The following is a 20,144-nucleotide window of genomic DNA, read 5'->3' on the forward strand; positions in this document are numbered from 1 at the left end:
GGCATCAGAGTCGCGGACGCGGCGTGAGCACATCGTGAGACCACAGGTCAACGGCATAGAGCACGCGATCTCCGTGCCTTTCGGCACAGCCGGGAGGCAGGGACGCGCCTACCGTCCTCGCATGGGAGACTCCTTCAGCCTGCTGCTGCTCGGCACGCCCGAGCTGGTCGTCGGGGGAAGGCCGGTGCGGATCCGTTCCGCCAAGACCCGGGCACTGCTCTGCTACCTCGCCACCACTCCGGGGGCGCGCTCGCGGGCCGAGCTCGCGGGGCTGCTGTGGGGCGAGCGTCCCGACGCCAACGCCAGGGGCAGCCTGCGGCTGGCGCTGTCGGAGCTGCGCAGGGACGTGGGCGGCTGGCTCGACATCACCCGCGACCACGTCGGCCTCCGCGCCGGCGACGGCTGTTTCGTGGACTACCGGCAGCTCACCCGGGACCCGACCGTGGCGGGGGCACTGCGGTGGTGGCGCGGGGAGTTCCTCGACGGCCTCTCCTTCGGGGACGCGCCCGCGTTCGCCGGGTGGCTGGAGTGCGAGCGGCGGCGGGCCCGGCTGGTGCTGCGCGAGCTGCTCGTACGCACCGGGCCCGCCGCCTCCGAACACGTCGTGCGGCTGGCCAGGATCGTGACGGAGCTGGACCCCTACGACGAGGAGGCCCACCGGGTGCTGATCGCCTCCCTGGCCGGGACCGGAAGGCGGGCCTCGGCCCTGGCCTGCTACGAGGAGCTGCGCCTGCGGCTGGCGCGCGAGCTGGGCGTCGACCCCGCGCCCGAGACCCGCGCGCTCCGCCGTGACCTCACGCCCCGGCCCGCGACCGCCCGCCGGGCCGCCCTGCCGGTTCCCGGGTCGGAGCTGGTCGGCCGCGAGTCCGACGTGCGCCGCGTACGTGCCCTGCTGTCCGGGGAACGCCTGATCACCCTGTCGGGCCCGGGCGGCATCGGCAAGACCCGCCTGGCCGTCGCCGCGGCGCAGGCGGCGCAGGCCGACGACCGGGACGCCGCGTCCCCGTCCTGCCCGGGGGCCGGCAGGCACGGCACCGCGTCCTCCCCCTCGGCGGACGTCGCGTTCGTGTCCTTCGCCGGGGTACGGGCGGAGGCGGCCGTGACGACGCTCGCGCGCCGGCTCGGCGTGGACCTCTCGCCGCCGAGGCCCGCCGCCGAGCTGCTGCTCGCCGCCCTCGCCGGTCGCTCGACGCTGCTGGTGCTCGACAACCTCGAACACCTGCCGTCCTTCGACGGGGTGATCGCCGAGATCCTGCGGGTGGCGCCGGGACTACGGGTACTGGCGACCAGCCGGCGGCGGCTGGACGTGCCCGGGCAGGTGGTCGTCCCGGTGGAGGGGCTGGCCGAGCCGGACGCCGAGGCGCTGTTCGTCGCGCGGGCGCTCACGGCCCGGCCGGGGTTCGACCCGGAGCGCGAGGCCCCGCTGGTGGCCGCGATCTGCGCCGCGACCGGCGGGCTGCCGCTGGCGATCGAGCTGGCGGCCGGTCTGCTGCGTGCCGTGCCCTGCGCCGACCTGGCCGAGCACCTCGGCGTGGACACCGGACTGCTCTGCGTGGCCGGGCCCGCCGCACGCTCCAGGCACGCGAGCATGCGTACGGTCTTCGAGACGTCCTGGCGGCTGCTCGACCCGGCGCGGCGGGCGGCGCTGGCGGCGTTGTCGGTGTTCGACGGCGGCTGCACCCCGCGCGCGGCCCTGGAGGTCGCCGGAACCGGTCCCGAGGTGCTGGTCCACCTGGTCGACCACAGCATGCTGCAGCTCACCCCGTCCGGCCGGTACACCCTCCACCCCGTCATCCGGCGCCTCGCCGCCGACCGCCTGGAGGATCCGGGGGTACGCGAACGGCACGCCCGCCACTACGCCCGTCTCCTCGACCGGCACGCCACCGCGCTCCAGGACGGTTCGGACACCGAGGTGGTCCGCGTGCTCGGCGCCGAGATGGACAACATCCGCCGGGCCTGGCGGGTGTCCGGACAGCCGCGCTTCCTGGACCACTACTGGACGTTGTGCCTGCGACTGCGCCTGTACGAGGAGTCGGTGGCGATCGTCCGCGAGCACCTCGACCTCCCTCCGCAGGACCCGCGCCTGCGGGCCCGCCTGCTCCGGATGGCCGCGGTGAGCTCCCACCAGCTCGCCAGGGAACGCGCCGCCACCCGCCTGGCCCGCGCCGCCCTCGACACGCTCGGCGAGCCGCTCCCCACCACCCCCACCGGCCTCGCGACCGCCCTCCTGACCGCCGCCACCCGCCAGGCCGCCCACCGCCTCCTGCCGGCCACGGCCGCCCGCCGTCTCCTCCCCGCGTCCCGTACGGCCGACATCGAGGCCGACATCGAGGCCGAGACCGCGGCCGAGACCGCGCAGGCGCTGACCCTGCTCGCCCGGCTCGCCTACCACCGGCAGGATCTCCCCCTGATGCTGGTGACCTCGCTGCGCCAGCTCAACGCCGCCGACCGCGGCACCGACCCGGCCCTGCGCGCCGAATCCTGCGCGAACGTCGCCACCATCGCCCGCCTCGCCGGTCGCCACCGGATCGCCGCCCGCTACGGCGACCTCGCCGACCGGGCACTCTCCGGCGTCGGCCACCCGGACGAGACCGTGCACCGGACCCGGCTGGCGCGCGGGATCGACCTGCTCCACGCGGGCCGTTTCGAGGACGCCAGGCGGTCGTTCACGGAGGGACGGTCGCGGACCATCGACCCGCGGGTGGCCGAGAGCTGCGCCGGCATGCTCGCCGAGACCGCGCTGTGGCAGGGTGAGTTCGCCGCGGCGGCCACCGGGTACGCGGAGACGGAGGAGCTGGCGGTCGCACGGGTGGGCGGGGACGACATCGGCCGCCACTGGTGCCTGACCGGTCGCGCGGAAGCGCTGCTGCGCCTGGACGAGGTGCCGGTGGAGCGGGTCCGGGAACTGCTGGAGGCCGCCCGCGCCTCGCACGAGCGGCGGCGTACGCACGCCAAGGAGATCGGCCTGCGCGAAAGCCCGGCGAGCCGCACGATCCAGGAGCTGCGCCTGCTCGCCATCGCGGCCCGCCTGGACCCGGCGCGGACACCCGGAGCGGCGGCCGAGGCGCTGAGGTTGGCCCGGCGGCTGCCGACGGTGCAGCCCGGCATGCTGGAGTGCTGGACCGGCCTCGCCGAACTGCTCGGGGACGCGCGGCAGGACCGGGCCGCGGCTCCCCTCCTCCTCGGGCACCTGTCCCGGTACGCCGCCCGCAACCCCGGCGCCGCCGCCCGGATCGGCTGGGCCCTCGCACTGGTCCTGGCCGCCCTGGGCGGGCGGAGGCAGGCCAGGCGGACGGCCCGGCAGGCGATGACGACCGCCGAGCGCCTGGCCGCACCGTACGACCACCGCAGAGCCGAGTCCCTGGTCCGCACCCTCGGATGAGGGCCTCACCGTCTCCGAGAACGGAAGATGCGCACGCGGCCGTTGTCTTCACGCCGGCACATATGGCCGACCCACCACGAGAACGTGCACTTCTGCAGGCTTCGGCGCGTTCTCGAAGTCATCTGACACCCGCTTCCGCGTTCCCTCGTCCTCGCACCCGTCGTCGTGCCGCTCGCCGGGTACGCGGTGGTGCCGCGCCCTCTGGCGCTCCACCGGCGACCGCGCCCGAGGCGCCGGCCCATCCGTGATCAACAGGAGGAACCACATGAAACGCATCCTGATCACCGGGTCCACCGACAGCGTCGGCCGGGCGACCGCCGAGGCGCTCCTCGACGACGGCCACCAGGTCGTCCCGCACGCCCGCACCATCAGCAACTCGGCTCCGGCAAGACCGCGACGGCGCGGCCCGGTTCCGGAGGGTCAGGAGCAGGCGGGGTCGTCGGTCGTCACGCTGCCGAAGCGGGCGATCGGGAGTTTGGCGTGGATCGTGAAGCAGCCGCCCTGGTCGGAGGCCGCCTTCAGGTGCGGTAGCGCCCTGTGGTACGGGATGGCGAGGGCCACCCCGCAGGCCAGGCCGTACACGAAGGGAAGACGGAAGCAGATCAGGTCCGCGGCCAGGCCCAGCGACCAGCCGTGTGCGTCGAGGGAGCGGGTGACGGAGTGGGTGGCTTGGGGGCGGAGGTAGTACGTGCAGTTGATCCTGCTGACGCAGGTCTTGTTGAAGTAGCGGCCGTTCTTGAACTGGGGGGCTTCCGCAGCGGCGTGGGCGGGGGCCGCCTGGGCGGCCGCCAGGCAGGCGACGGTGAAGACGACGGCCAGGAGGCGGGCCGTACGGCCTACGGCCCGGATCGGGTGGGACGTGGTCACTGGTGACTCCTTCGGGGGTGGAGAGGGAGAGCCCCTCTGCGAAACCGGGCTCGGAAAGCCCGGTGACCACGACGGTCGCGGTACGGCTCGGTGTCCGGCGACCCCTCTCGGACACATGCGGGGAAACCCTCCGCAATCGGCTGCTCACGGCCTACGCTTGGCAGGGTGTTCCGTGTCCGACGGCTTCGGACACCTGCGATGAGCGGTGGTGAACGGAGACTCGTTGGCAGAGAACGCCACAGCGCGCTTCGCCGGTCGGCTGCTCGATCTGAGGAAGGCCGCGGGGCTCTCGGTGCGCGGGCTGATGATCGCCAGTGGGCAGACGCCGCGGCGGCGGCCCGGTGAGGAACCGACGCGGCTGGCCAGAAGCACGGTCGGCGACATGACCAACCCCGCCAGTGACACGGTGCCGGAACGGGTCAACTTCGAGGTCTTCGTCGACACCTGCCTGCGGGTGGCGGCCCAGTCCGGACGCCCGCTGCCGCCCGGTCTGGCTGACCTGGCGGCCTGGGACGCGGCGTACCTGGCTCTGCGCGAGGAGAGGGACCTGGCGCGCGCCGCCTCCAAAGGCGTCTCGAGACGCGGCTCCGGACGTACGGCCGGACGGGCGGAGGCGGCGGAATCGGCGCCGCCGTACCGGGGGCTGGAACCCTACGGCGCTGCGGACGCTCGGTACTTCTTCGGGCGGCAGGAGCTCGTCGGGACCCTGCTCGACCGGGTCAGCGGCGGCGGACTGCTCGTGGTCACCGGGGCCTCGGGCGCGGGGAAGTCCTCGCTGCTGCGAGCCGGTCTGGTGCCGGCGCTCGCCCGTACCGGAACCGGCGAGGTGGTGATCATGGAGCCGGGCGCCGAACCGGGCGCGACTTTGCGGCGCCTGCTGGGGGCGGCGGACGCCGAGCCGCTCGTGGAGGCCGCCCGGCGCGCGTGGCGCGGGCGCGTGGTCGTCGTGGACCAGTTCGAGGAGGTCTTCAGCGCGAGGGACGGATCGCTGCGCGCCTTTCTCGACGTGCTGGCGGGGCTGGCGGAGGACCGGGGTGCGCGGGCGGTCGTGCTCGGGGTGCGCGCCGACTTCTTCGGACAGTGCGCGGCCTGGCCCGAGCTGGTGCCGGCGCTCGAACGGCCGGTGGTCGTGGTCCCGATGGAGCGGCGCCGCCTGCTGGAGGTCATCGAAGGACCGGCCAAAGTCGCCGGGTTCGCCCTGCAGGACGGGCTGGCCGACCTGCTGCTGGAGGACCTGCGCAGCGACCGCGACTACGCCGAGGCGGTCGGGGCGCTCCCGCTGCTGTCGCACGCGCTGCTCCAGACGTGGCACCACCGGCAGGACGGCACGCTGACCTTCGCGGGCTACCGGGCCACCGGCGGCATCACCCGGTCGCTGGCGCAGAGCGCCGACGCGGCGGTCGACGGGCTGGACCTGGATGCGCGGCGCGCCGCCCGCGGGCTGCTGACGCGGCTGGTCCAGCTGGGCACCGACGCTCCGGACACCGCGCGGCGGCTGCTGGTGTCCGAGGCGATCCCCGGCGGGGTCGAAGGCGAACCGGCCCGGCGGGCGCTCGGCCATCTCGTCCGGGCGAGGCTGCTGACCGTCGACGACCAGAACGTGCAGATCACTCACGAGGCCCTCATCCGGGGCTGGCCGCGGCTGCGCATCTGGCTGCAGGAGGACCGCGCGGACCTGCTGATCCGCCAGCGGCTCACGTCCGACGCCCTCGACTGGGAGCGCAGCGGCCAGGACCCCGCATATCTGTACTCGGGTACGCGCCTGGCGAACGCCCTGGCGTTGGAGCGCGTCGGGGGCGTACCGGCCGCGTTCCTCGCGTCGGCGGAGCGGGCGGCGGCGCGGGTCGTCCGGCGGCGCCGCATGACCACGACGATTCTCACCGTATCGCTGGTGATCTCGGTGATCGCCGCGATCGCGGCCGTCCTTCTCTTCGGCGACGCCAGGACGCAGGCGGCGATCGCCCTGTCGGGGCAGGTGGCGGGGCAGAGCAGGAACGCCTCCGAGATCGACCCGGCCACCGCGCTGCGCCTGGCCGCCACCGCCTGGCGGATCGCGCCGACCGACGAGGCGAGGCAGGCCATGCTGAACGCGCTCGCCGACCCGGCGCGGCACGTCCTGGCCGGGCACACGTACTGGGTACGCGCCGTCGCCTACTCCCCGGACGGCCGGACGCTGGCCACGGCGAGCCAGGACGGCACGGTCCGGTTGTGGGACACCGGCACCTACGAACAGCGCGGCCCCGCCCTGTCCGGACACGGTGCGAGCGTGACCTCGGTGGTGTTCAGCCGCAACGGCACGACCCTGGCGACCGGGAGCGAGGACGGCACCGCCCGGTTGTGGGAGGTGGCGAGCGGCAGAGAGCTCGGCCCGCCGATCGACGTACGACCGGCCACGATCAACTCGGTCGCGCTGAGCGCCGACGGCGCGACCCTGGCCACGGCCGCCGACGACGGCACGGTCCGGCTCTGGGGGGTCGCCGACCGGCGCGAACTCGTCTCGCTCGTCAGCGAGGGCCAGGTGTTCTCCGGCGTCGCCTTCAGCGGCGACGGCAAGGTCCTGGCGGCCGGCGGCTCCGGCGGCGTCCACCTGTGGGACGCGGCCACCCACGACGACATCGCCCGCATTCCCATCGCGTCCGACGACCACGTGAAGGCCGTGGCCTTCAGCCCGGACGGCGCGCTCCTGGCCACCGCCCATCGCGACGGCACCGCCCGCCTGTGGAACGTCGGCACCCGCGGCGAGATCGCGCGACTTCGCGGGCACAGCCAAGAGGTCAACGCCGTGGCCTTCAGCCTGGACGGCACCCTCCTGGCGACCGGAAGCGCCGACAAGCAGGCCCGTCTGTGGGACGTCGGCACGGGCCTGGAGGTCGGCCAGCCCCTCAACGGGCACGTCGACCAGGTCTTCGGCGTGGCGTTCGCCCCTGACGGGCGGACTCTGGCCACGGCCGGCGCCGACCAGGTGACCCGGATCTGGGACTTCTCCGTGCGACGGCAGCTCGGCACCGCCTTCGGCGACAGTGGGGACCCGGTGAACGACCTGGCGTTCACGCCGGACGGCGCCACGCTGGTCAGCGCCGGATACGACGGCAGGGTCGGCCTGTGGGGCACGGCCACGCGCAAGCCGGTCCGGGCCCCGTACGAGCTGCCCTGGGAGATCAACGGCGTGGACATCAGCGACGGCTGGCTCCTGGCCGCCGGCTCGGGGCAACGCCAACTGACGCCCGAAGGCGAGTGGGTCCCCGGCAACGGACACGGACAGGCCCGGCTGTGGGACCTCGCCAGCGGCGTGTGGATCGGTGGGCCGCTGGCCGCGGACGGGGCCGTGATCGCCTCGGTCGCCTTCAGCCCCGACGGGCGGAAACTGGTGACGGGCGGATTCGACGGACTCGTCCACACCTGGGACACGCGAACCCTTGACGAGACCGGCCCGCCGTACGCCGGTCACGACGGGTGGGTGAAGGCGGTGGCGTACAGCCCGGACGGGAAGACGCTCGCCAGCATCGCGACCGACAACAAGATTCTTTTCTGGTCGACCGCCACCCACCGGCCGCTCGGCCCGCCCGTCAGCGGGCACCACAACTGGGGGAAGAGCCTGGCCTTCAGCCCGGACGGCGCCATCCTCGCCACGGTCGCCGACGATGGCACGGCGCGGCTGTGGGACGTGGCCGCCCGGCGGCAGATGGGCCGAACCCTGCTGGGTCACCAGGCGCCCCACCTCAACGACGTCGCCTTCAGCGACGACGGCAAGGTCCTCGCCACGTCGGGAGAGGACCGGACGGTCCGGCTCTGGGACGTCGCGACCCAGCTCCAGATCGGGCCGCCCCTGGTGCACCCCGTGGCGGTCAGAGGGGTGGCGTTCAGCCGTGACGGCAGCACGCTGGCCACCGGCGACGCCGACGGCAGGATCAGACTGTGGGACGTACGGCCGGTCGCCGACCCGTTCGCGTCGGTCTGCGCGGCCGCGGGCCGCTCGCTGACCGAGGACGAGTGGCCCAGATATCTGCCTGCCAGGCAGGGTTATCTGAAGGTCTGCTGATCATCGAGAGCTGGTCTTCCCGGGCGATCCTGAAGAAGCTGCAGGGGAGGTTGCGTCGCGCTCGAACAGCTTCGTGCCGGCCGGTCGGTAAGAGTGCTGCAATGAGGTGAGCTCGGCCGGGACGGCGGATCCGGGCGGTTCCTGCTCTGGTCTCGGGTGCCGCTTCTTGTCCGGCTCCGCCGACTGTGTGGCTGCGTGCGGGGCGGGCCGCTCTACGTGGAGGTAGTTCACGGGAGATCTCCGTTCCGGGGCCGGTATCCGAGGCGCAGGGTGAAGCGCGGTGGCCTCGATGACGAGGCTCAGCGGTTGAAGGTGTGGTTGCCGAAGGCGAGGCCGAGGAAGGTGATCGTCATCCAGGGCGGGGCCACCAGGCCGGCGAGGCCAGGCAGGCCGGTGAGCACGACGGTGAGCACGACAGCCAGCACCGGGAGCAGGCTGATCAGACCGATCCACCGCTGAATGGTCCGCTCCATCAGTGCCATCCAGGCGATCGCACCGGCGACGGCGGTGACGCCGATCCAGCCGATGAAGCTGCCGAAGTCGTTGAGGACGTAGTAGACGTACTGTCCGCTCTGGTCGAACAGGGTGCTGTCGGCGCCTCCGGGCAGGTAGATCGCCAACGCTCCCTTCCATCCGTAACCCAGGGCGAGCGCCCCGCAGGCGGTGACCAGCCCCAGACTCACGATCGCGGCAGCCGTGCTGGCGGGCACCCTGATCTCCACATGCCGGCGCCACTGCGCGGCGAGCACGAGCAACAGTGCGACGGTGAGATAACCGGCGATCACGCCGAGATGGGCGGTGGGCCGGCTGAGCTGCGGGACGACGTTGATGTCGGCGGCACCGGAGACATGCAGATCGGCGACCAGTGTGGCGACGGTGCCGGTGAGGCCGGCGGCGACACCGGTCAACGCCCAGCGGGCGCGTCCCCGTCCTGGGCGGCTGGTGCTGGACGAGGCGCTCGAGTCGATGTGTTCCACGGGTCCTCCTGCCGTCTGCCGGACCGGATGTCCGGCGGCTGAGATCGACAGTCAGGGGCCCGGTGTCCCGCACACCAGGGACATCCACACCGACTCGCGGGATTCTGAGGCCGGGCCGGTGACGTGACCGTGCGCGTCGGAGGAGCATGCGAGTGTGACCGAGATGTCAGTCCAGGACGCCACGGGCGAGACTGCCCCGACGAGACCAGAAGGTGGTGGGCGGCTGGCGGCTCTGGCCTTGACGGCCGCAGTGATCGGTGTCTGCTGCTGTGTGGCCGCCGTGGCGCTGCACCTGTGGCTGGCCGGCCGTGGGATCGCCACGGTGTTCTCGGTGGCCGATCTCGTGCTGGGCACCGCCTGGCCCCTGGTGGGCTCCTTCATCGTGTGGCGGCAGCCGCACAACCTGGTCGGCTGGCTGCTGGTGGCGCCTTCGCCCCTGGGCCCGTACATGTTGCTCGGCCGATACGCGACGGCCTCGGCCGCGTTCGGCCCGCTGCCCGGGGCCGCGTTCGCCTCATGGGTGGCGACCTGGGGATTCGCGGTGTGGTTCTACGTCGTGCCGCTGCTGCCGCTGTTCTTCCCCGATGGGCGGCTGCCGTCGCGGAGGTGGCGACCGGTCGTGATCGGGATCATCACGGTGGCCACCGCCGCCACCATCGGAGCAATGGTGCATCCCGGCCGGGCGGACGTGTCGCCTTTGGTGATCAACCCGGTGGGCATGGACTGGCCACCTGCGCTTGAAGCAGCCATGCGAGTGACAATGGTGTTGATCTTTCTGGTGGGCATTCCGCTCGCGGTGGCCAGTCTGGTGGTGCGCACCAGACGCGCCATCGGCGTGGAGCGAGCCCAGTTGCAGTGGCTGATGCTCAGTTGTCTTGCCGTCGTCTGCTGGGTCGCGATGGTTGCCCTTTTCCGCGGGAACTGGTTCGTGTACGAGATCGCCAGTGCGGCGGCTCTGCTCTCTCCGGTGGTCGGTATCGGTGGGGCGATGTTGCGCCATCAGCTGTTCGACGTGGCTCTGGTGCTGAACCGGACGATCGTTCTTTTGGTGCTGACGGCTCTGGGCGTGGGCCTGTATGTGGCGATCGTGGTGGGGATCGACGCGGTCGCCCCGGACTCGTTGGTGGGTGTCTTGACCGTGGCCGCGGTGGCCCTGCTGGCCGCGACCGGTCGTGACACGGTCCAAGCCGGCGTGGATCGGCTGCTGTTCGGCCTGCGGCACGACCCGTATGCGGTGGTGGCTCGGGTCGGCACACACGTCGCACCGGCTGCCGAGCCGGTCGAGGCGCTACAACGCCTGGTCGACGCCCTGCGAACCACGCTACGCCTGCCGTATGCAGCCTTCACCGGAGCAGCGGTCGAGGTCGAATCCGGCGCGCCCGTCGCCGGCTGGCATGCCGTGGCGGCCCAGGCGCTGGGCCGCCCGGTCGGAGAGTTGCGTGTCGGCCGACGCCGAGCAGGTGAGCGGCTGAGCGCGCGAGAGCAGGCCGCGGTCCAGGAGGTCGCCACCCGCGCGGCCACCCTGGCCTACGCGGCCGGCTTGCTCGTCGACATCTCCGCCAGCCGTGCCCGGATCGTGCTGGCCCGCGAGGAGGAACGCCGCCGCCTGCGTGACGATCTGCATGACGGCATCGGCCCGACGCTGGCCGGCATCACCTACCAGTTGGAAGCCTTGGCTCGCCGACTACCTGACGACCACGGCGACGACCTGGCTGAGCGGGCCGGGCATCTGGTCGAGCGGCTCCGCAGTGCGGTCGGGGAGGTCCGCGCCGTGGCCCACGGTCTGCAGTCACCGGTGCTGGACCAGCTCGGCCTGGCCGGTGCGCTGCGTGAACTGGTCGCTGGATTCGAGACACCACGCTGCACGGCGCACATCAGCGACGAGCTCGGCCCGCTTCCGGCAGCGGTCGAGGTCACCGTGTACGCCATCGCCGCCGAAGCGGTGACCAACGCCATGCGCCACAGCGCCGCCAGCCGGCTGGAGCTCCACGTCGCGACCGACGACCGGACGCTGACGCTGCAGATCCGCGACAACGGCTGCGGTCTTCCCGCCCGCCCCCGGACCGGAGTGGGCCTGCGGAGCATGGGCGAACGAGCCGCCGAACTCGGCGGACGACTCGACCTGCTCCCGGTCCCCGGCGGCGGCACCCTTGTCAGAGCGACCTTGCCTTTGGAGACGCGATGAGCGACGCAGACATCCCGGTGCGGGTCGTGGTCGTCGACGACCACCCGGTCGTCCGCGCCGGCATCCTCGCCGTACTGGCCGACTTCCCGGACATCGACGTCGTCGCCGAGGCCACCGACGGCGCAGCAGCCCTGGAGGAGGTCGCGCGGCACCGGCCTGACGTGGTTCTGATGGACCTGAAGATGCCCACCATGGACGGGTTCAGAGCCACCGCGCGGATCACCAGCCGGCATCCCGGCATCGCCGTCCTGGTGCTGACCATGTACGACGACGACGCCGCCATCTTCGCCGCGCTGCGCGCCGGTGCCCGCGGCTATCTGCTCAAGGAGGCGGCCGGCGAGGAGGTACGTCGCACCGTCTTGGCGGTGGCTCGCGGCGAGGCCCTGTTCAGTGCCGGCATTGCCCAGCGCGTGCTCGCCTTCTTCACCACCATGCCCGCCCATCATCCGCAGCTCTCCCCGTTCCCGCACCTCACCGACCGCGAGCGGGAAATCCTCCATCTGCTGGCGACCGGACAGAACAACGCGGCGATCGCTCAGCGGTTGTTCCTGTCGCCGAAAACCGTCCGCAACCGGGTCAGCGACATCCTGATCAAGCTCAGCGCCCGCAGTCGCGCCGAGGCTGTCGCATTGGCACGTGACGCTGGTCTCGGCGAACAAGCTGAGATCCAAGCTCAGGACATCGACACGCCATGATCGATGTACGCGCTAATGGTCCATCAGGGGTGCCGCCGGAGTACGGCAGGAACAGGCCACGGTGGCCGCAGATCGGACAGAACCCAGGCTCTGCCCGGTCTCCGAAATCGTATTCCCGCACGCCGATGTGCCGATGACAGTCGGCCCGGCATTCCGGCCCCGTCCGTCGTGCTGTGCACCGCCCCCGAAACACCCGCAGGCAGCAGCCCTGCCGTGTGACCTGCGGTTTCAGGCATACGTGGTACCTTTCGGCCGTATTCCGGCTGCACCCGCTGGTGACCTTCTCCCACGTTGCCGACCGTATCGGCGCGACCGGGGTGCGCGAGCGGCGCGTGCGCGCCTACAGCGTCGAGCGCGACGCCTACACCTGGTGGCCGGCTGAAGAGCAGTGGATGAGAACCGCCGGCAGACGCCGCCGCACCGCCGCGATCGCCGGCCAGGGTCGCCTCATCCTGGCCGGGGCACCCTCACATGTGAACCGGCCCCGCTACCCGCGTGACCACCAAACCGCCCGCGCTCACCTGCGCATGCAACGCGATGCGGCCGTCACCCGAGCCCTTCGTCCGGCGGCTGCCGCATGAGCTCGATGGCCGACCGCGCCGACCGCCGGGATCAGGCCGCAGGCCGTACGGACGCGCAGTGGGCGAGCCAGTCCTGGAGGGTCATCAGGCCCGGGTGCAGGGCTCGTAGCGCCGGTATGTCGGCGCGGTATCCCGACTCGCCAAACCAGAACAGCATCCGCGCCTCCTTGCCCATCGCGCGCAGCGCGACCTTGGGGACGCGCAGGTACCGGCCGGGTTTCCCCGCAGCCTTGAGGACCGCGGCGATCTGCCCGATGGTCAGCTCGTCGCCGGCCAGTTCCAGAGCCTCCCCGATGAAGACCTCCGGCTTCTCGAAGGCCATCCGGGCGAAGATCCCGATGTCGCGCACGGCGATCATCTGCAGCGGCTTGACGGGCCCGATCGCGGTCGCCATCATGCCCAGGGCGACCGATGCGCCGCGCAGCACGAACATGTCGCTGAACGTGGTGGGGCGCAGCACGGTGGCGGGCAGGCCGCCGGCCCGAAGCTGCCGCTCGATTTCCCATTTGGTGTCGAAATGCGGGATGCCACGCACGCGTTCGGCGCCGCCGACCGAGGTGTAGACGAAGTGCTCGACACCCGAGGCCTCGGCGGCGCGGACCAGCGCCACCCCTTGCTCGACCTCCCCCTTGAGCCCCGCCGTACGGGAATTCTGCACTCCGAACACGCCGTGGACTCCGGCCATCGCTCGTTTCAGCGCCTCGGTGTCGCGCATGTCGCCGGCGACGACCTCCACCCCCCGGTTGGCCAGGGCGCGGGCCGAGGCGCCGGCCGGGTCGCGGGTCAGCGCGCGCACGCGCCACCGGCCGGGCGGGTCGAGCAGGGCGTCCACCACCGCTCCCCCCTGGTTGCCGGTCGCTCCGGTGACGAGGATCAGCGGTTTCGCGGTGTCGATTGCCATCGGGTTCCTTCCGGGCCTGCCTGTCGGCGGTGCCGCAGGCGGCTTAAGATGAACATGCTGAGTGACTTGATAGTTACATGGTTCACTATTACCTGCTTCTTAGTTTGGGAAGGGAAGGATGCTGATGTCAAGCAGCGCGCGGTCCGGCGAGGAGCACCTGAGCGCGACGGAGCTGGGCGAGCTGCTGATGGCCGCCTCCCGCGCCTTCTCCCAGCAGGGCCGGGCCAGGTTCGGCGAGCACGGGCTCTCACCGGCCCGGGTGCGCCTGCTGGTGGCGCTCCATCACAGGCCCGGCAGCCGCATGCGAGAGCTCGCCGATCTGCTCGGGGTCAGCGGCCGGGCGATCACCCCCCTGGTCGACGCCCTGGAGTCCGACGGCCTCCTTGCCAGGAGGCCCGACCCCGATGACCGCCGGGCCTTCCGCCTCACGCTGACCGACGCCGGGATCGGCGCGATCGACGAGATCGCCGCCCTGCAGGGCCGGATCAGCGAGGAGATCTTCAGCGGGCTGGCCGTCGAGGACCGCGACGGCCTGGCGCGCCTGCTCCGCGTGTTCCTCAACACCGCACCGACCCAGGACCACCCCCCGGACGCCCTCTAACGGGGGCGGCCGGAATGCGACAGAAACGCGCCGCACCGATCCCTAACCGCAAAAAAGCGAGTTTCTGTCCGGTTCCTGAGATGGCGTCTGGCCAGGTCAGCGCGGTGGGGCCACTACGGGAGCCAATCCGGTCCCACGCCGGGCACCGCCATCCACAGCCGTAACCTCGACTTCCGTTCCCACCGCCTGACGTGCGGTCTCCGGCGGACGCGGCCCGTTTCCGCCGTATTCCGGTGGCACCCCTTTTACGGCTCCCTAATGCCGCTGCTGTTGGAGGAAGCGCCGCTGGTCGTCGAGGAGGCCGGCCGGGAAGAGCGCGCGTGGGGCGAACACGGCCGTCAGGGCCAGCCGCCAGGAGGAGCGCTCGATCGGGGTGCGGACCAGGGCGTGGGTGGCGCCCGGGTAGCGGCGCACGGTCAGTGTGCCGGGCGCGAGCAGGCTCCGGTAGGCGGCCTCGGTCTCGGCGCCGTCCACGTTGAGGTCGTCGGCGCCCGAGATCAGCAGCACCGGGACGGACGGCATCGCCCGCAGGTCGGTGGTCGCGTCCGCCGTGTGGTTGCGGCTGATGAACGACCAGCGTTCCGCGGTGAGTTCCCGGTCGGCACCCGGACTCGCCTGGTACTCCTCGTACGCGGCCCCGCGCCGCAGCAGCGCGAGGGTGGCCTCGCGGGTGCGCAGGGCGTTCGCGGTGCGCACGGCGGAGGCCCCCTCGGCGCGGAGACGGGCGCGCAGGTTGTACTCCCCCTGGCGGTGCCAGTTCACCGCGGTGCCGACCGCGATGACGAAGCGGACTCCGGGGGCCGGAGCCTGGGCCACCACCTTGGGCAGCACCCATCCGGCCTGGCTGGCCCCCCACAGCCCGATCCGGGCGGGGTCGACGTCGGGGCGTGCGGCGGCCCAGACGAGCGCGTCGGTGGTCTCGCGGGCCCGGTCGTCCATGGTCTGGCCCAGCCAGTCGGCGGGCTTGTCCAGGGAGAGCGAGGCGTATCCGGCGCGGGCGAAAGCCTCCCAGTACGGCCGGTAGAAGCCGTCGTGGGTGGCGTCGACCGGGCCGTCGCCGTGCACGAAGACGACGAGCGGGAAGGGGCCCCGCCCCTCGGGGGTGGCGAGCACGCCGGGGAGCTCGCGGCCGGCGGCCGGGACGGTGACGCGCTGCTCGCGCAGGGCGTAGTCGTGCTGCCGCAGGACGACGCCCGTGAGGAGGAGGGCGGTGGCGAGGAGGACGGCGGCGGTACCAAGGAGCGCGGTGCGCAGCCGCCTGCGGGGTTTGCGGGGGGCGGGGGACGTGCCGGGTGCGTCAGGCAGGGCGGATGTGGTGGGCGGGGCGGATGCGGCGGGCGTGGACGGTTTGCGGAGCGGCCGGGCCATGCGAGAACTCCTATTTTTCGTTCAAAATAAGAACGATCGTAGCGGCAACGAACGTAGTAAGCTTATGCGTATGACGACGGAGAGCGTGGACGTACGGCGCGGGGTGCCCGAGGGCGCCGCGGAGCGCGTCGCCGAGCTGTACTGGGAGGCCTTCGGACGCAAGCTGGGCGCGGCCCTGGGTCCCGCCGAGAAGGGGCGGCGCTTCATCGCCGCCCACCTGCACGCGGACCGCGCGGTGAGCGCGGTGTCGGCCGACGGCCGACTGCTGGGCGTGGCGGGCTACCACCTCGCCGGCCATGGCCTGACCGGCGGCGACGCGGCCGCGATCAGAGCGGCGTACGGGCAGGTCAGGGGCTTGTACCGAGTGTTCCTGCTGGCTCTGCTGGAGCGCACCCCGGCCCGCGGCGAGCTGCTCATGGACGGCATCGCCGTGGATTCCGCCGAGCGGGGCCGGGGCATCGGCGGCCTGCTGTTGCGGGAGGTGGAGGCGGTCGCCGCGGAGCAGGGGTGCCGGCGCATCCGGCTCGACGTGATCGCGGAGAACCCGCGAGCGCGGGCCCTGTACGAACGGCACGGGTTCCACGCGGTGAAAGTGCAGCGGACGCCGTGGCTGCGGGACGTCCTCGGATTCGGGGCCGTGACGACGATGCACAAGGCGGTGACGCGGTGAGCGCGGGCGAGGCGGCGGGCTCCGTCCCGACGCGCATGGTGGTGCATGCGCTGGTCCGGGAGGACGGGACCGTCGAGGGCGGCGAGCTGTACCGGGTCGCGGGACTGCTCGGGATGACCGACCAGCAGGTGCGGCTGTGCGTGAAGCGGCTGGTGGCGGAGGGGCAGTTCACCGTGGAGGGCCGGGGGCGGCGGGCCGTACTACGGCTCGCGGCGGCCGCGGGGGCCGGGCCGGCGCACGTACCGGAGGTGGAGTTCGTACGGCACGCGTACCGGCAGGACGCCGGCCTGGAACCCTGGGACGGCACCTGGCACGCCTTCGCCTTCGCCGTACCGGAATCCGCGCGGGCGGCCCGGGACGCCCTGCGGGACGCCCTGACCGGGCTGGGGGCGGCGCCGGTGCAGGGCGGCCTGTACGTCACGCCGAACGCGATCGGCCCGTACGTACGGGCCCGCGCGGCGGAGCTGGGCGTACCGGAGGCGCTGACCTGCCTGACCACCCGCGACCTGGAGGTCGGCGGGGCCGTGGATCCGGCGGCCGTGGCGGCCCGCCTGTGGCCGCTTCCCGCGATCGCGGCCCGCTACGAGGCACTGCACACCCTGGCAGCCGCCGATGCACCCAGGGCGGCCGGGGACACCAGGGGCACCGGGGCGGCAGGCGCCGGCACGGGCGCCCGGGAGGCAGGCACGGGGCTCGCAGGTGCCGGAGGCGCGGGCGGGGGGGACCGTGACGGGGCGGTCGCGCTGGCGCGTGCCGTCGGGCTGGCCGCCGCGTTCTCCACCGCGATGCTCCCCGACCCGCTGCTGCCGCCCGAGCTGCTGCCGCAGCCCTGGCCGGGGACGGCGGGCCGGGCCGCCGCCGCAGCGGCATGGGAGCGGCTGTGCGAGGCCGCCCCGGCCGGAGGGCCACGGCTGTTCCGGCTGTACGCGGAGGCCTCGGGCCGCCCCGGGGCCGCCACCGACGAGGAGTGACGCTGTCAACTCGCCGGAATCAATGGTCGTTCAAGCGGGTTGTTCGACATCGGACCGTGCCGATCCCGCCCCTCTTGCCTGTGAACCTGGGCTGTCCGGGGCGAAAAGCGCTGACCGTCAAGGCGGCCCTTCGGGCGCGCGGCCCGCCGGCCGGGCTGCGTCGGATCGGTAGGCACGCCGGGGTCTCCCATGAACAGGTTCGCCGGATGCTCGTGCCGCCCGAGGGGTAGCCCACTACGCCGAGGTGAAGCGGTGGTGCGACCCGGAAGGGAGTTACCGGCTGGGCGGGGGTGTGCGCAGCGGGCGCAGGGCGCCGTCCCGAATGATCTCCGGCAAGATGCTGAGCCGATGGCGAGGCGATGCCGACTTCGACGAGACGGCCAAGGCCATATTCGACGGCCTGCGCTGACACCTCGATTGCCTCCCGCCATCCTGAGCCACGTCGGTCAACAGCCCTGCTCGATCCCGGCATGGCCTCAAAACTTGCCGACCGGCCCTCCTACCAGCACGAGCGGGCAGTCGTCAGGCCGATATCAGCCGTGGAGGTTCCTCACAATCCTGGGGCCGTGATGACCGCACTGATCGCGGCACTCAGCAGCAGGGTCGCGCCCATGATCGGTCCGGCTGATCGGCTGCTCGGTGTGTGGGTACCGCGCAGATGTGGCACCACCGACCCGAGCACGACCAGTTGGACGACGCCGACAACAGCCACACCGATGTCATTCAGCAGCCACGCCAGCGGCAGGAAGTGCACCGCCACGACCACCGCGACCCACCAGGCCATCCATCGGGGTGCGCCGCGCCTGGCCAGCACCAGGCATCCGGCCCCCGCGGCGATGACCTCGGCCACGACCAGGACTCCGAACCAGGCGTACTTGCCCTCCAGCGCACTCGGCTGATCCCAGTTCGCGGCAGTCAGCACCCCAAAGGCCACGGCCAACCCGACGCCCAGCACCGACCCCGCGCCCAGCCAGATCCGCCAGCGCTGGGGCGGGTCCTCCTGCGCCCAGCCGAACCACACGAAGGCCATCAGCCCGAACCACGCCGTCGTGAAACACTGGTCACGCAAGAACTCAGTCAGCACCGGCACTCATTTCATGGATCGCACCCGAGTGGAGCGCACCGTTTATACCGCATAGCCCTTTCGACCGCTGCGCCGTACGGTCGCGGTGGTGAAGGGCGGTTCTCGTCCGGCCTGGTGTCCAACGTCTTCCGCACGACCTTCGACTGACTGACCAGCGCCTGCGGCACCGCCGTGAGGCTGAACCGGCACCGAGGGGTGGCCTCACCCGTGCAGATGAGGCCCACGCTCGGCCGCTCCCGAGAAGGCCTGACGGGGACCTCAGGACGGCGTAGCGCGAAATATGGTCGAGGAGCAAGAGGACCCTCCGATCTGCGGCACCTGCTTGGGCGCGGGTGGAGAGTGGATCGACCGCAACGGCAGCGGTCCCAAGCAGAGCGTCTGGGTGGCATGTACCTCGTGCACGGGGACGGGGCGGCGATGAGCGACCCGATCACCTGCCCCGAATGTGAGGGCAAGGGCGGCCAGCGATTGGGCCGCCTGCGCATCGCGTGCCGGTTCTGCCACGGCCGGGGCTGGGTCGGCGCCGAGCACGAACCCGCCGAACCTCCTCCGCCGCCCGCCGAGCCGCCGCCGGCCTGGGAGCACCGCATCTGGTCCGACCCCACGGCCGCCGCCCTGGGATGCCGCTACTGCCTGGGCTCGAAGACAGTGGCCCACCTGGATGAGAACACCCGCACGCTGGTGATGGCGCCCTGTCGATGCCGGACGTCTGGGGATCCGTCGGTGAGCGCGTAGGAAATCACGGTCATGTGCTCGGCGGTACTGCGCTCATACGGTGAGCTCGATGGCCAGCAGTCCCCGGGGTGCTTCAGCGGGGTGCTGGGTGCGGAAGAAGACGAGTTGTTGCTGGCAGGTGCCGAGCACTTGCAGGGCGGTTCGTTCGGGATCCAGCCACCGGGGCTCTTCGGACGTCACCAGGTCCTGCGCCGTGGCGTACGCCTTGATGCGCCGGACTCGGCTGTAGTGGATCGCGGTCTTGCAGGTGATCCCCACGTAAGAGCCAGCCCGCAGGCGCCGGGCCTCACGATGGGCGACCTCCGTCACCACGCTGATCCGCCCGGCCACGATGAGCCGGTAGGTACGCTCGGAGACCCCGATCGACAATATCGACTCGGCCACACGGCCCAGAGGCAGCGCCCTGCCCTTCGGTAGACCGTTGACCGTGGCCAGGTTTCTCGCGCGCTCTCTTTCCCGGCTCTCCTCGACGATCTCCTGTACCCGAGGCGACGTGTCCGGCCCGAATGCTCCGGGGCCGGCTCCAGAGCCGATCAAGTCGCGGTCGTCGCGCTTGCCGAGCAGATGGTTGTCCTGACTTCTTTCCCGGGAGATCAGCGCCCGCGACCAGCGTGTCAGCGCCTCGCCCCAGGCGTTTCGAGCTGTCACCACCTCTGCGGGACTGCCGCTGCGACGCACCCGTGCATAGTTGCTGTAGCGCGTTTCGGCTTCAAGGCGGCTTGCTCGAAACTCCATCGCCGCCGGGGATGATTCGCCGTCCTGAATCTTGTCTTCTTCCAGTCCCGAATCGAGCAGGACCCCGTCCATCGCCTCCTCCCGGTAGGTCAGCGCTCGCACCCATTCGGCCAGCGCCCAGCTCCACCCCTGCTGGGCCCGGCTCAGTTCCTTGGCCGATCCGTTTCCGGCCGCGATCGCGTAGCGCGTCTGACGGTAGTGATTGGCGCTCCAGTCCAGTTCACGTCGCGCTTGCCGAAACGCCTGCCGGGCGTCCTCGTGCTGGTCCCATTCCTGGGGCTGATGCGTCATCGGGTGAGGATACTGCGGACGAGGCGCCGTAGGCGGGCTCTGTGCACCTTGCCCGGTTCGGT

Annotated in this window: 15 protein-coding genes; 9 read left to right on the forward strand and 6 right to left on the reverse strand. The window is 72.2% G+C overall.

Annotation, left to right across the window (positions count from 1 at the left end):
• The first annotated feature begins 121 nt into the window (after positions 1-121).
• Positions 122-3,382: an ATP-binding protein gene (locus ABD832_RS01050; protein ID WP_344886979.1), complete on the forward strand. Its 3,261-nt coding sequence runs from the start codon at positions 122-124 to the stop codon at positions 3,380-3,382.
• A 420-nt stretch (positions 3,383-3,802) separates the two neighbouring features.
• On the opposite strand, the gene ABD832_RS01055 is transcribed toward ABD832_RS01050, so the two are convergent.
• Entirely contained in the window at positions 3,803-4,249 is a 447-nt protein-coding gene (locus tag ABD832_RS01055; RefSeq protein WP_344886981.1) for a hypothetical protein, read from the reverse strand.
• Between the two features lie 223 nt (positions 4,250-4,472).
• Between ABD832_RS01055 and ABD832_RS01060 the strand changes: the two genes are divergently transcribed.
• Positions 4,473-8,288, forward strand: coding sequence for an nSTAND1 domain-containing NTPase (locus ABD832_RS01060; protein WP_344886983.1), 3,816 nt, complete (start codon positions 4,473-4,475; stop codon positions 8,286-8,288).
• 299 nt (positions 8,289-8,587) lie between these two features.
• Here ABD832_RS01060 and ABD832_RS01065 read toward each other — a convergent pair whose 3' ends face one another.
• Positions 8,588-9,265, reverse strand: coding sequence for a hypothetical protein (locus ABD832_RS01065; protein WP_344886985.1), 678 nt, complete (start codon positions 9,263-9,265; stop codon positions 8,588-8,590).
• Positions 9,266-9,428: 163 nt separating this feature from the next.
• Between ABD832_RS01065 and ABD832_RS01070 the strand changes: the two genes are divergently transcribed.
• The 3 genes from ABD832_RS01070 to ABD832_RS01080 all read left to right on the forward strand — a co-directional run bounded on the left by ABD832_RS01070 (position 9,429) and on the right by ABD832_RS01080 (position 12,726).
• Positions 9,429-11,450 carry a sensor histidine kinase gene (locus ABD832_RS01070; RefSeq protein WP_344887545.1) on the forward strand — a complete coding sequence of 674 codons (2,022 nt, stop codon included), beginning with the start codon at positions 9,429-9,431 and terminating at the stop codon, positions 11,448-11,450.
• Complete coding sequence (locus tag ABD832_RS01075; RefSeq protein ID WP_344886987.1) at positions 11,447-12,145, forward strand: response regulator; 699 nt, start codon at positions 11,447-11,449, stop codon at positions 12,143-12,145. Before ABD832_RS01070 ends, ABD832_RS01075 begins: the two co-directional genes overlap by 4 nt.
• 275 nt (positions 12,146-12,420) lie before the next feature.
• Entirely contained in the window at positions 12,421-12,726 is a 306-nt protein-coding gene (locus ABD832_RS01080) for a hypothetical protein (RefSeq protein WP_344886989.1), read from the forward strand.
• 31 nt (positions 12,727-12,757) lie between these two features.
• Here the strand turns inward: ABD832_RS01080 and ABD832_RS01085 are convergent, their stop codons facing one another.
• A complete protein-coding gene (locus ABD832_RS01085; RefSeq protein ID WP_344886992.1) occupies positions 12,758-13,627 on the reverse strand; it encodes an NmrA/HSCARG family protein in 870 nt (289 codons plus the stop codon).
• A 124-nt stretch (positions 13,628-13,751) separates the two neighbouring features.
• Here ABD832_RS01085 and ABD832_RS01090 point away from each other — a divergent pair, with 124 nt between their 5' ends.
• Positions 13,752-14,228: a MarR family winged helix-turn-helix transcriptional regulator gene (locus ABD832_RS01090; protein WP_344886994.1), complete on the forward strand. Its 477-nt coding sequence runs from the start codon at positions 13,752-13,754 to the stop codon at positions 14,226-14,228.
• 255 nt (positions 14,229-14,483) lie between these two features.
• Here the strand turns inward: ABD832_RS01090 and ABD832_RS01095 are convergent, their stop codons facing one another.
• On the reverse strand, positions 14,484-15,596 hold the full coding sequence (locus tag ABD832_RS01095) for an alpha/beta hydrolase family protein (RefSeq protein WP_344886996.1): 1,113 nt from the start codon (positions 15,594-15,596) through the stop codon (positions 14,484-14,486).
• Between the two features lie 70 nt (positions 15,597-15,666).
• Between ABD832_RS01095 and ABD832_RS01100 the strand changes: the two genes are divergently transcribed.
• Together ABD832_RS01100 and ABD832_RS01105 are read left to right on the forward strand one after the other, a co-directional pair.
• Complete coding sequence (locus ABD832_RS01100) at positions 15,667-16,266, forward strand: GNAT family N-acetyltransferase (protein ID WP_344886998.1); 600 nt, start codon at positions 15,667-15,669, stop codon at positions 16,264-16,266.
• Positions 16,263-17,237: a PaaX family transcriptional regulator C-terminal domain-containing protein gene (locus ABD832_RS01105; RefSeq protein ID WP_344887000.1), complete on the forward strand. Its 975-nt coding sequence runs from the start codon at positions 16,263-16,265 to the stop codon at positions 17,235-17,237. Before ABD832_RS01100 ends, ABD832_RS01105 begins: the two co-directional genes overlap by 4 nt.
• A gap of 550 nt (positions 17,238-17,787) precedes the next feature.
• Here the strand turns inward: ABD832_RS01105 and ABD832_RS01110 are convergent.
• The gene (locus tag ABD832_RS01110) at positions 17,788-18,306 is read right to left on the reverse strand and encodes a hypothetical protein (protein ID WP_344887002.1); all 519 of its coding nucleotides are present in this window, start codon (positions 18,304-18,306) and stop codon (positions 17,788-17,790) included.
• A 402-nt stretch (positions 18,307-18,708) separates the two neighbouring features.
• Here ABD832_RS01110 and ABD832_RS01115 point away from each other — a divergent pair, with 402 nt between their 5' ends.
• A complete protein-coding gene (locus ABD832_RS01115; RefSeq protein WP_344887004.1) occupies positions 18,709-19,056 on the forward strand; it encodes a hypothetical protein in 348 nt (115 codons plus the stop codon).
• Between the two features lie 33 nt (positions 19,057-19,089).
• On the opposite strand, the gene ABD832_RS01120 is transcribed toward ABD832_RS01115, so the two are convergent.
• The gene (locus tag ABD832_RS01120) at positions 19,090-20,082 is read right to left on the reverse strand and encodes a hypothetical protein (protein ID WP_344887006.1); all 993 of its coding nucleotides are present in this window, start codon (positions 20,080-20,082) and stop codon (positions 19,090-19,092) included.
• Positions 20,083-20,144: the final 62 nt, after the last annotated feature.

The sequence above is a fragment of the Streptosporangium longisporum genome (assembly GCF_039534895.1).
In the GTDB taxonomy this organism is placed as follows: domain Bacteria; phylum Actinomycetota; class Actinomycetes; order Streptosporangiales; family Streptosporangiaceae; genus Streptosporangium; species Streptosporangium longisporum.

Coding starts and splice junctions, on each gene's coding strand:
- ABD832_RS01070 (WP_344887545.1), top strand. CDS start 9,429: ATGTCAGTCCAGGACGCCACGGGCGAGACTGCCCCGACGAGACCAGAA.
- ABD832_RS01090 (WP_344886994.1), top strand. CDS start 13,752: ATGTCAAGCAGCGCGCGGTCCGGCGAGGAGCACCTGAGCGCGACGGAG.
- ABD832_RS01115 (WP_344887004.1), top strand. CDS start 18,709: ATGTACCTCGTGCACGGGGACGGGGCGGCGATGAGCGACCCGATCACC.
- ABD832_RS01085 (WP_344886992.1), bottom strand. CDS start 13,627: ATGGCAATCGACACCGCGAAACCGCTGATCCTCGTCACCGGAGCGACC.
- ABD832_RS01095 (WP_344886996.1), bottom strand. CDS start 15,596: ATGGCCCGGCCGCTCCGCAAACCGTCCACGCCCGCCGCATCCGCCCCG.
- ABD832_RS01050 (WP_344886979.1), top strand. CDS start 122: ATGGGAGACTCCTTCAGCCTGCTGCTGCTCGGCACGCCCGAGCTGGTC.
- ABD832_RS01075 (WP_344886987.1), top strand. CDS start 11,447: ATGAGCGACGCAGACATCCCGGTGCGGGTCGTGGTCGTCGACGACCAC.
- ABD832_RS01120 (WP_344887006.1), bottom strand. CDS start 20,082: ATGACGCATCAGCCCCAGGAATGGGACCAGCACGAGGACGCCCGGCAG.
- ABD832_RS01100 (WP_344886998.1), top strand. CDS start 15,667: ATGACGACGGAGAGCGTGGACGTACGGCGCGGGGTGCCCGAGGGCGCC.